Here is an 11917-nt window from a genome sequence, read left to right on the forward strand (position 1 = left end):
CACATGTCGAAGTTTTTCATTGATAGACCCATCTTCGCCTGGGTGCTCGCGCTGGTGATCATGCTAGTGGGGGGGCTGGCGATCCTCAAGTTGCCGATCAACCAGTACCCGAGCATCGCGCCGCCTGCCGTCGCTATTCAGGTGACCTACCCTGGCGCGTCGGCACAAACCGTCCAGGACACAGTGGTGCAGGTCATCGAGCAGCAGATGAACGGCATCGACAACCTGCGCTATATCTCGTCTGAAAGTAACTCCGACGGCAGTATGCGCATCATCGTGACCTTCAATCAGGGCACCAACCCGGACATCGCCCAGGTGCAGGTTCAAAACAAGCTAAACCTGGCCTCGCCTCTGCTGCCCCAAGAGGTGCAGCAGCAGGGTCTGCGTGTTACGAAGTTTCAGCAGAACTTCATGATGTTCGTGGGCCTGGTGTCCAACGACGGCAAGCAGAGCAAGGAAGACCTGTCCAACTACATCGTGTCCAACATGCAAGACCCGATTTCGCGGACGTCTGGTGTCGGTGACTTTCAGGTCTGGGGCACCCAGTATGCAATGCGCGTCTGGCTTGACCCGGCCAAGCTCAATCAGTATCAACTGACCCCGGTCGACGTCACCCAAGCTATCGAAGCTCAGAATGTGCAAGTGGCCTCAGGCATGATTGGAGGGCTGCCGGCACGCAAGGGCACGGTCTTTACCGCCACCATCATCGGCAAAACTCGCCTGCAGACCTCCGAGCAGTTCGGAGAGATCCTGCTCAAAGTGAACGGCGACGGCTCCCAAGTACGCTTGAGCGATGTGGCCCAGATCAGCCTGGGCGGTGAAAACTACAGCATTGATGCACAAAGCAACGGCAAGCCCGCTTCAGGTATCGCCATCCGCCTCGCGACCGGCGCCAACGCGCTGGACACCGCCAAAGCTATCCGAGCAACCGTTGACCGCTTGAAGCCGTTTTTCCCGGCCGGCGTAGAGGCGGTATATCCATATGACACGACCCCCGTGGTCACGGAGTCGATCAGCGGCGTGATGCATACGCTGGTTGAAGCAGTCGTGCTGGTGTTTCTGGTTATGCTGCTGTTTTTGCAGAACCTTCGGGCAACCATTATTACCACCATGACAGTACCGGTGGTGCTACTGGGCACGTTTGGCATACTTGCGGCGGCCGGCTTCTCGATCAACACACTGACCATGTTCGGCATGATTCTGGCCATCGGCCTACTGGTGGACGATGCCATCGTCGTAGTGGAAAACGTCGAGCGGGTGATGGCGGAGGAGCATTTATCGCCCAAAGAAGCGACGCGCAAATCTATGGAACAGATTCAGGGCGCCCTGGTAGGGATCGCGCTGGTGCTTTCTGCAGTGTTGCTTCCCATGGCGTTCTTCGGAGGCTCGACGGGCGTCATTTATCGTCAGTTTTCCATCACCATCGTGTCGGCAATGGCTTTGTCCGTGTTCGTGGCCCTCGTATTCACGCCGGCGCTCTGCGCCACCATGCTCAAACCCATCAACCCGGAAAATCACGGTGCACCTAAGAAGGGGTTCTTCGGTTGGTTCAACCGTGGCTTTGATGCCTGTGTAAACGGCTATGAGCGCGGCGTGGGCCGAATCATTCGAAACAAGATTCCAGGGTTCGTCGTGTATCTGGTAATCGTTGCCGGCATGATCTGGATGTTCACCCGGATACCTACTTCGTTCCTGCCGGAAGAAGACCAGGGTGTGATCTTTACCCAGGTGCAAACCCCGGCCAACAGCTCGGCCGAGACCACTCAAAAAGCGCTGGATCGCATGACCGCGTTCCTGCTCGACAAAGAGCATGGCGAAGGCAGGGCTGTGAGTTCGGTGTTCACCGTCAACGGCTTTAATTTCGCAGGCCGTGGGCAGAATTCGGGTATTGCGTTCGTGCTTCTCAAGCCTTGGGATGAACGCGACAGCAACAATACTGTGTTCAAAGTTGCCCAACGGGCACAGCAGGAGTTCCTCAAGTATCGCGACGCTATGGTGTACGCAGTGGTGCCACCGTCGGTTCTGGAACTGGGTAACGCAACCGGCTTTGACTTTTACCTACAGGATCAGGACAGCGTCGGGCATTTGAAGCTGATGGAAGCGCGGAGCACATTCCTCGAACTAGCGGCGAAAAGCCCGGTGTTGTCGGGCGTGCGGCCCAACGGTTTGTCTGATGAGCCGCAGTACCACTTGACCATCGATGACGAGCGGGCCCGAGCGATGGGCATTTCGCTGGCTGACATCAACACCACGCTCTCTGTCGCCTACGGCAGCAGCTATGTAAACGACTTCATTGATCGTGGCCGGGTCAAACGGGTGTACGTACAGGGCCAGCCAGATTCTCGTAATACCGCCGAAGACCTGGACAAATGGTATGTCCGCAACGCGCGAGGCGAGATGGTGCCTTTCTCCGCGTTCGCGAGCGCTGAATGGGTATTCGGCTCACCCAAGCTGTCACGCTACGACGGCGTCCCTTCCGAAGAAATTCTCGGTACACCTGCCCCTGGGTACAGCTCTGGCCAAGCCATGGCCGAGGTCGAACGAATCGCCAGCGAACTGCCTCCGGGCGTAGGCATTTCGTTTACAGGACTGTCATACGAGGAACGCCTCTCGGGTTCCCAAGCCCCTGCCCTGTACGCGCTGTCAATTCTTGTGGTGTTCCTGTGTCTTGCGGCTTTGTACGAGAGCTGGTCGATCCCAATTGCTGTGATTCTCGTTGTGCCGTTGGGTGTTATTGGCGCACTGATGGCGACGAGCTTACGCGGGCTTTCCAACGACGTTTTTTTCCAGGTGGGTTTGTTGGTGACGGTGGGCCTTGCCGCCAAGAACGCCATTCTGATTGTCGAGTTCGCCAAAGAGCTGCATGAAAAAGGCAGCAGTTTGCAGGACGCTGCCATCGAGGCGTGTCGCATGCGACTGCGTCCAATCGTGATGACGTCCCTGGCGTTCATCCTGGGCGTGGTTCCGTTAACCATCTCCACCGGCGCGGGGTCGGGCAGCCAGCATGCCATCGGCACCGGCGTGATTGGCGGCATGATCACGGCCACCCTGCTGGCCATCTTCTGGGTGCCTCTGTTTTTCGTGGCGGTGTCCTCTGTGTTCAAAGGGAACCGGCTAAAACAAGACGAAAACACCTCTGTCGAGAAGGTCGAGCAATGAATAAGTCTTTGATGTCTCTCGCGATCACGGCCGCTGTGCTCAGCGGCTGCTCTATGATCCCTGAGTACAAACGCCCGGATGCTCCGGTCGCGCAGCAGTATCCGCAAGGAGCGGCTTACTCAGCTGTTCAGGCAGGGGATCAGGCCGCCGCCGAACAGGGATGGCGGCAATTTTTCAAAGACCCGGCACTGCGCCAACTGATCCAGACGGCCCTGACCAACAATCGCGACCTGCGGGTCGCGGCGTTGAACGTCGAGGCTTATGGTGCGCAGTTCCGTATTCAACGTGCCGACTTGCTCCCGGTAATAAACGCCAACGCCAGTGGCACACGTCAGCGACTTCCCGCCGACTTGTCGCAATCTGGTCAGGCAGGCATCAACAGCCAGTACGGCGTCAATCTGGGAATTAGTTCTTACGAGCTGGATCTGTTTGGACGTATCCGCAGCCTCAGCCAGCAGGCACTGGAAGTTTATCTGGCGAGTGAAGAGGCACGCCGGTCAACACAAATCGGGTTGGTCGCAAGCGTCGCTAATGCTTACCTGACTTGGCAGGCGGATCGGGAACTGCTCAAGCTCACCCATGACACACTCGGCGCGTATGAGGAAAGCCTGCGTTTAACCACCCGCAGCAGCGAAGTCGGTGTCGCCTCGGCCCTTGACCGGAGTCAGGCACGCACCGCCGTGGAAAGTGCTCGGGTCAGCTTGTCCAATTACCAGCGCCGCGTCGCCCAGGACGAGAACGCGCTGGTAATGTTAATCGGCACGCAGTTGCCCGTCGACCTGCCTGAACCGCAGCCCCTCTCCGCACGATTGCTGGCCGAGGTTCCCGCGGGATTGCCCGCTGACCTGCTGACGCGCCGACCGGATATCCTCCAGGCCGAGCACTCGCTTCAGGCATCCAACGCGAACATTGGCGCGGCGCGGGCAGCATTTTTTCCGCGCATCAATCTGACTGCGAACGCAGGCACTGCAAGCTCCGATCTGGACGGTCTGTTTAAAGGTGGTTCTGGCAGTTGGTCGTTCTCGCCTTCCATCATGCTGCCGATCTTTAACGCCGGCGCGCTCCGGGCAAGCCTGGATTACTCGAAGATTCAGAAAGACATTGGCATCGCGAATTACGAAAGGGCCATCCAGACCGCGTTTCAAGAGGTAGCAGACGGGCTTACAGCCCGTAAGACCTATAAAGATCAGTTGCAGGCGCAAAGCGATCTGGTTGACGCCAGTCAGGATTATTACCGACTGGCCGAGCGTAGATACCGAATTGGCATAGACAGCAACCTCACGTACCTGGACGCCCAGCGCTCGCTGTTCAGCAATCAGCAATCAATGATAAGTGATCGGCTGGCGCAATTGACGTCCGAGGTGAGTCTATACCGGGCGCTTGGAGGCGGGTGGAGTCAGAACGACGCATCCGGGGATGTGTCAGCTCACCGGTAATCAGCCGCCGAACCTTTACGGGCTTCCCTTCGCCTTCCGGCCCACAGGCGGAGCGCCGTGGGCGGGTGGCGATTGGCGGACTAATATAGGCAACGTCCTCAGTACCTCGGGCTCCGCTACGGCACCAGCTGCACAAGCCGACAGGTGCGTCGCTTGCTGAAGCGGCTTATCTTGATGTAAGCCAAAGGCGGCGTTAAAGATGAAGAAGATTTTGATTGTTGGCGCGAATGGGCAACTGGCCCGCCACACAACAGCAGCAGGCCAGTCACTGTCATCCTGTGCTCCAAAGCGCACAGCAGGTACCCCGTCACACCTTGCTGCGAAACAGCAGCCAGCGCCCGTTCAACTCTAAGGGCGGCTTGCCCGAATCCAGAGCGCCGCAAGCCGGTGGCGGTTACCCCTATCAGATGAGCCTGGTGGGTAAGTCATCGCAGAGGGCTTGCAGCTGTCCGGCGAGGTGTTTTTCTAGCTGGCGGAATTCTGCGGGTTTAGACATGTTGGGTGTCTACGTAGTTAGTCGCCTAACGATACACCAAACCCTGCGATGAATTAAGGGACGCGACATCAGCGATGGGACAATCACTGCCACTCATCCCATAGAAAGGTGAGCTTAAGTCGAGTTACGCTCTTCGTTGCATATATCGCCCTCAGGTCGGAACCGGAGAATCACTCAACAAGCGTATCGGAAATCTATCTTGCTCAGCATTTGGAGCTGACATTTTTCGTTATCAGTGTCGGACGCGCCAGCAAACAGATTGCTGGCGGTCAACCACAATGTGTGTGAGGTAGACACCGGGCAAAGTTTGATACAGAAAGTGCCATTTCAGGAAGGTGAACCCATAGCTATTTTGCCAACGTGCCTTCTGTCTGAGATTGAATTTTCAGCTCCTTCGCTGGTTTTTTTCCGTTACGGCGGTCGTCAGGAATTCCCTAGAAAATTACACCGACGTATATAAAACAGAAAGGTGCAAGCGCTAGCATTCCCATGTAAGTATTGCCAGCTAGGTCGTTCAGGTAGCGGTGCTGATGCGCTCAAGACGGCAGGTGTGGCTCTCCACAGACCATCCGTTGATGCAGGCCGAGCAGATAAGCCTGAAAGATATCGAGGCGTTTCCTTACCTGATGCCTACGGTGGATGAAGGTGAGGAATCCACCACACGCTACTGGCAAGAGTCGGGCATCAAGACTGAAATCGCATTTCGTACAGGTTCAATGGAAGCTTTACGCGGTCTGGTGGCAAACGGCTTCGGCATAACCATTCTTTCTGAAATGGTATTCCGGTCATGGTCACTGGAAGGACGCCGCCTTGAGAGACGGCCTTTTGTCTGACTCCATTCCGGATATGGAACTAGGTCTGGTGTGGGATGACGCCCTCCTCACAAGCCCGCAGGTGCTGGCAGTTCATCAATTTTTACTTCGTTCGGTATGACCTGTACGACATTACCGGGTTGACGGTGCAGTCGCTGAGAGCCAAAGAGGCGTGCTGTTCTCAACATATTACATAATCAAAAACCAATAACGCCCGGCCATTCGGGCGTGGTGATTTTGTACAAGGGGATCTTATTGGCGCCGCATTACCCTTAACCGTGCTAGGTGAATGTGGTAACGCGCTGCCTAATGCATTAACGGCTTACAGATCAAGCAATCAACATGCTGCATCGGCGACCCGTCCTCGCCATGGAGACACTGCCCTGATGTTACCGAGAGGTAATCAAGGGTCTCGTGGAGTGGTAAATATCCTGCCATCGCATGTAGTTCGCGCGTAGTGAATGGGGCTCCCGCCGCTGGCAATTGCTGCTTAGGCCTAGTGGGCAGAGTATCCAAGTAAGCATCAATGAGCTCAGTCTTCACCGCTTGGCCGACCATCCGGTTGTCGGTATGTCCGTAGTGGTTGCGGTAGGTGGTCAATTGCAGGAACGGCCATTGAAAAATCTGCTCCTGAAGCTCCCCAATGTTGAGCATTCGGCACTTGCCAGATTCCATCAGAGAAGCCGTCATCGTGGCGAGGCACTGAGTCATCACGCTCGCCAGCGGCACGAATTCAGCACTGCCTTGCTTGGCATCACGCTTCAGATCATGAAGGTTCGAGTAGCCGAGACACCTCGACATCAACTCGCTCGCCTGAGATAGGCTGATTGGTTCGATACCGAGCCAGTCGCGCTTCAGGGTTCTAGCAAGCCGGATGAAACCGGTGCCGGCAACGAGGTCATCAGGATGAATAGGAACACGCATAATCATTCTCCATATGTCTACGCGGTGTCGGCTGCCCGCAATGACTGATGTCGAATGCACGTGACAAGATGTAGAGCGACGTCTGTGGGTTACCTATGCGTGCCGACCGCTTGATCCAGACTGACCAGTGTTGATTTTAACATGAGAAGAATTGCATGTTCCATTCGAACGTTGAAGTCCTGCAGCAGGCGGCTCATCTACCAAACCACCCCGCAGGGTAGAAAGCTTGAAAGAGAACCATCGTCCCTAATGGCCATACTCTGCCCCATAGCTCACGCCGTAGAGTTCGGCATTTGCGCCCAAGGTCTCCCTTACGTGCGGGCGGCGTTGCCATGAGCGCAATGCGCGACCTATAGTCCGCCTCGGCGCGATGCCGCTTCACGCTGATGATGACGATCCAAAAGAACCGCATGAATGCGGTTCTAACTCACTGCGCTGCTGCTCGACGACATGTGCCCGCCCAAACCAGAACATTTTAAAAGGAAATGCACCGCCTACTTCTTCACCAAGGACGGTGCTGGTATCAAATGCTCAAAGACCTCACTATCCCGTGGTGGGCCAAATGGCTCCCTTCAGCAGCACGCGCCCTTGGCATCTCCGGAACCGGTGTTGAAATTCACACCCGTAGCGGCACCCAATGCTTCGATTGGACGTCGATCAGCGACGCTCCAAAGCGCGCCAAAATCTGGTTTCTGCACACGGCGTATATTCCAACGCCGCAAGGCAACTGGCGCCTCTACTTCCGCAGCGAACAAAGACGCGATTCAGCTTGGGAAGAGCTCGTCAGGGCTTGGTACATTCCCCTAGTCATCGAAAGCCAAACCCGGCTGAAATCGTTTGAGCAGAGTCTAGAAGGCTGCGGCTATTTGCGATCATCAAAGTGGACAGCATACAGGCAGCTGGCCCTGTCCTGGCAAGACTCCTGCCCTCCCGTCCCACCTGTCGGTATTCTGACATCCGATCATCGAGACCTGCTGATTGAGATGAGGAAGCTTGTTCAGCATCCCGATGATTGGCTAATAAAAACACGCGACGCTTACGTTATCAAAGCACTGGCAGACCATCACGATCTGTTCGAGACGGTAGAAAGCCAACCACTCACAACAGATCAACGCAGAGCTTGCGTCATCGACGAGGACAACAACCTGATCTTGGCCGGCGCGGGTACCGGCAAGACCAGTACTGTTATCGGTAGGGTCGCGTTCTTGGTCAACAGTGGGAAGGCCAAGCCCGAGGAAATCCTTCTTCTCGCGTATGGCAATAAAGCAGCAAGAGAGCTGCGCGAGCGCTTGGAGAGCAACCTGGGCATCAAGGGTATCACCGCTGAAACCTTTCACAGGCTAGGTCGGTGCATTGTTCAGGAGGCTGAAAAAAAGACGGTTGCCATCAGCGACATGGCGACGGATAAGAAGCTCAAGGCGAAGTTCGTCAACACCGTATTCGAAGCCGAGCAGTGCGAACCTGCTTACAGAGAGCTATTGCTTAACTATTTCGAACAGTGGCTGCACCCCGCCCGTAATCCCTTTGACTTCAAAACTTTGGGTGACTATTACCGGTTTCTGGAAGACAACGGCATCCGCACGTTGAAAGGCGAAGCGGTCAAAGGATTCGGTGAATGCGACATCGCGAATTTTCTGTTCAAGAATGGGATTGAGTACCGGTATGAAGCTGTCTGCAAGACCCCACTGCAGGCGCCTGATCGATCCCCATATCGCCCAGATTTCTTCCTGCCAGAGCTTGGGATCTACATCGAGCATTTCGGCACTGATCGCCATGGTAATACTGCGCCATACATTGACCGAGCCGAATACCAGGCCGACATGGCATGGAAACGCAAGGTACACGCCGAGGGCGGTACAACCCTTATCGAAACCTTCCACTACGAAAAACAAGAAGGCGTTCTACTCGCATTGCTGGAGCAGCGTCTGATCAAGGCTGGTGTGCTTCTAAACCCGCTCCCTCCCGAAGCTGTGTTGGAGACCCTCCGGGAATTCGGGGTCATCAATAAGTTTTCTCTAGTGCTCACCGACATGCTGGGGCTGCTTCGCGCTGCAAATCTCTCGGCCCAAGAGCAAGCCGAATTGATCGCTCGATCTGCTGATCCGGGTCAGATCAGCGCAGCTCTGACCCTCTTGGAGCCGATCGTCACGGCATATGTGAAAGCGCTTAAAGACAGCGAGCAAATGGACTTCGATGACATGATCAGCCGCGCGAATGAATACGTCCTGGACGGAAGCTTCAAAAGTCCATGGAAGTACATCGTCGTTGATGAATTCCAAGACATCGCCAAATCCCGAGCCGATCTCGTACAGGCTCTGCGAAAGCGCCAGGAAGACGTTTCGCTGTTCTGCGTAGGTGACGACTGGCAGTCGATCTTCCGCTTCACTGGCAGCGACATAAGCTTCACCGCTGACTTCGAAAAACTCTTTGGTGCCACCCAAGCGAGTGAGCTCAACAAGACATTTCGTTTCAACAGTAAAATCGGCGAGGTGGCCAGTCGCTTTGTGATGCAGAATCGACGCCAGATCACAAAGAACATCCAATCCCACAGCGTCGTAGACACCGCGGCCGTCTCGTTGGTGAGGGCTCCATTGATCGACGATGCCGCGGTTGCCGACGCAGCAGAACGCACCGTGTCCCGTATCAGCGCCATCGCTAAACTAGGCTCTTCCGTGTACTTTTTGGCCAGGTTCAACCATGACTTGCCCGATCTTGCAGCCATAGCAAGGCGCTACCCCAGCCTCACCTTCAAGAGCGACTCGATTCATAGCTCCAAGGGTAAGGAAGCGGACTACGTCATCATCGTTGGCTTGGGCAAAGGCAAGTATGGGCTGCCTTCGGAGATCGTGACTCATCCTCTGATTGAAGCACTACTGCCCCAAGGCGAACCCTATCCCCACGCTGAAGAACGTCGGCTGTTTTACGTTGCACTGACCCGCGCGAAGCATCGGGTCTACCTCGTGTGCGACATGATCCGTTGCTCTCCTTTCGTGCAGGAACTGATCAACGATAAATACCCTCTCGACTTGGATGAGTTCGTAGCAAGCAAGGAACAGGTCAATGCAATCGCGGCGAACTGCCCTACGTGCGTTCAGGGTCATCTGGTAAATCGTGTGAATGGATCGACCAGACAGTCATTCATTGCCTGCTCGAACTGGCCGCGATGCAGTCACACTGAGAGCGGATGCTCTAGGTGTAATGCCCCTATGGCGCCTTCGGGACGCTACCGTATCTGCGTATCACCGGCCTGCAACGGGTGGGAGGCCATCTGCCCTACTAGCGGAGGGAAGATGGTGTTTCGGGATAAGGCCAAGTCTTGGGGATGCTCTCATTATCGGGGGACAGACGTTGGTTCCTGCAGATATATGGAAAGTCACATCCAAGCGCCGCCACGTAAGCCTGAAGTCAGGAGCGCCTGACTCGGTTCGAGTTTGAGCCCTGGATTGCGTACGAGGCTCAAGCGTCGATTGGGGATCTGAAAACCTTCTTAATCTTTTTCTAGATCCGGAGCTTGAGCGTGCTCAACGGCTCAGCTACCTGAGGTGACGGAGCCCCTCGCGTATCAGATCTGCCACGCCGTTAAGCTTGCGATAAAAGTTATCAGCATCGATTAAAAATCCCAAGCGAGCGCTGATGCTATCCCGCTCGCGGGCCATTGCCTGATATCCAGCAGTTTCTATCAACCCCATATCAATCAAGCTTTGACAGACGGTGGCCAACCGACGGTAGCGCTCAATGTCAGCTGCGTAGCGAACGAAGTAGCGGTTGTTGAACATCCGGTGACGGCTCAGCATCGCACAGTAAGCAGTGCTCCCAGCAATGAAGACCTGCATCATGCTGACGTGAACACCTAGGCCATTCAGGTACTCGGAAATCTGCGGGGTTTGTGCGCAAGCAACGGCATACAAGGCCGGGCAAGCCGCAATCGCGACGAGTGCCTGATTGGTGGAAGGGATGGCAAACGTGCGGCTTAACATGCGACGCAGACGATTCATGGTAGCTCCTGATTAGACACACCCCAGCACAACGCTGGGGTGTGTCTAATCAGCATCAACAATCAGCGGATCGCTCGCAACCGAACCCACCACACTTAGTGTTGGGCTAGTTTACTCAACACCATCCCCTCCTACCGTATTCAATGCTTCAGAAAGCCAACGATCAGATTGGCCAAGCCAATCCCTATTTTTAACAGATCGAGAAGGCGATCCGCCCATGACTTGCCGGCACACGCGTGATTGGACACTGGTGCTGGCTGTTCGGCGGACGTAGGAGTCTTAATCATTCCCCTGCGCTCTAATCGGTTGGCACGAGCGTGATATTTTTTTCTGGACACGAGCAACGCTCCCATTCGAAGAAAGGAAAGAAACTTTTTCGAAGGGATTAGCGAAGACGGTGTTTGTAGCCGCTCAGCTCTGGGCCGTCTAGGAACATAGGAACGCGCAAGGTGGCTCGCAGGGAACGGGCCAGGAGAGCATTAAGTCTGGCTAGCGCTTCACGATGGAAATTGTAAGCAGCCCTCCAAAACTTTGACTGTTGCAATAGAGTCGGGGAACTACCGATGCCGATCAGACAAACCTGCTCAAGCGCATCCAGCACCCGACGGATCTTTACCAGCGCGTCACCCAGATTATGGAACTGGTTACGCGGTTTGGTAGGAGCACACGCCATCTCAATCGCGGCGTCGATGGCTTTAAAAGCCTCTTCGCGCCTTTCCCGCTCTAGCCTTGCAAACTGAATTTTGAGCTCTGCGGTGACAGGATCGAGATCCCGTTCGCATTCGAGAGGTAGCTCATCTCGATTGGTCGTTGAAATATGATCATCCATAGGGATTCTCGTGAGTTGGTACGGCTCCACGATAGCCACGCGGCCAGGGATAGACAACCCCTTTTGTTGGAAAAGCGAGGCAGCCCTATCGTTCTGTCAAAGGATTGCCTCGTCTAGCTGAGCTGGGAGTCGCGATGTCGCTCTGCTGACAGAAACCTCTGATTGGGGAACACAAAAGAGCGCGCGTGTAGGCTGAAGAATGAGTGATGTATCATCATTCCTACCAAAGCCCCTGCCGGGTGCTGCAAGCTGAGCGCTGCGCGTGC

The 11917-nt window shown here is 55.4% G+C and carries 7 protein-coding genes; 4 read left to right on the forward strand and 3 right to left on the reverse strand.

Features of this window, described 5'->3' with window-relative positions; genetic code table 11:
* The first annotated feature begins 3 nt into the window (after positions 1-3).
* The 3 genes from QRN38_RS00475 to QRN38_RS00485 all read left to right on the forward strand — a co-directional run bounded on the left by QRN38_RS00475 (position 4) and on the right by QRN38_RS00485 (position 5924).
* Positions 4-3159, forward strand: coding sequence for an efflux RND transporter permease subunit (locus QRN38_RS00475; protein ID WP_057417584.1), 3156 nt, complete (start codon positions 4-6; stop codon positions 3157-3159).
* Complete coding sequence (adeC, locus tag QRN38_RS00480; RefSeq protein ID WP_057417585.1) at positions 3156-4595, forward strand: AdeC/AdeK/OprM family multidrug efflux complex outer membrane factor; 1440 nt, start codon at positions 3156-3158, stop codon at positions 4593-4595. The genes QRN38_RS00475 and adeC overlap by 4 nt, the downstream gene beginning before the upstream one ends.
* Positions 4596-5621: 1026 nt before the next feature.
* Complete coding sequence (locus tag QRN38_RS00485) at positions 5622-5924, forward strand: LysR substrate-binding domain-containing protein (protein ID WP_235814498.1); 303 nt, start codon at positions 5622-5624, stop codon at positions 5922-5924.
* A gap of 285 nt (positions 5925-6209) precedes the next feature.
* Here QRN38_RS00485 and QRN38_RS00490 read toward each other — a convergent pair whose 3' ends face one another.
* A complete protein-coding gene (locus tag QRN38_RS00490; protein ID WP_057417587.1) occupies positions 6210-6827 on the reverse strand; it encodes a hypothetical protein in 618 nt (205 codons plus the stop codon).
* A gap of 527 nt (positions 6828-7354) precedes the next feature.
* On the opposite strand from QRN38_RS00490, the gene QRN38_RS00495 reads away from it, so the two are divergent.
* On the forward strand, positions 7355-10246 hold the full coding sequence (locus QRN38_RS00495) for a UvrD-helicase domain-containing protein (RefSeq protein WP_081025299.1): 2892 nt from the start codon (positions 7355-7357) through the stop codon (positions 10244-10246).
* 114 nt (positions 10247-10360) lie between these two features.
* On the opposite strand, the gene QRN38_RS00500 is transcribed toward QRN38_RS00495, so the two are convergent.
* On the reverse strand, positions 10361-10822 hold the full coding sequence (locus QRN38_RS00500; protein WP_057417588.1) for a hypothetical protein: 462 nt from the start codon (positions 10820-10822) through the stop codon (positions 10361-10363).
* A 385-nt stretch (positions 10823-11207) separates the two neighbouring features.
* Positions 11208-11651, reverse strand: a complete 444-nt coding sequence (locus QRN38_RS00505) for a hypothetical protein (RefSeq protein ID WP_057417589.1) — start codon at positions 11649-11651, stop codon at positions 11208-11210.
* Positions 11652-11917: the final 266 nt, after the last annotated feature.

The sequence above is a fragment of the Pseudomonas sp. CFBP2511 genome, from assembly GCF_030209255.1.
In the GTDB taxonomy this organism is placed as follows: Bacteria; Pseudomonadota; Gammaproteobacteria; order Pseudomonadales; family Pseudomonadaceae; genus Aquipseudomonas; species Aquipseudomonas avellanae.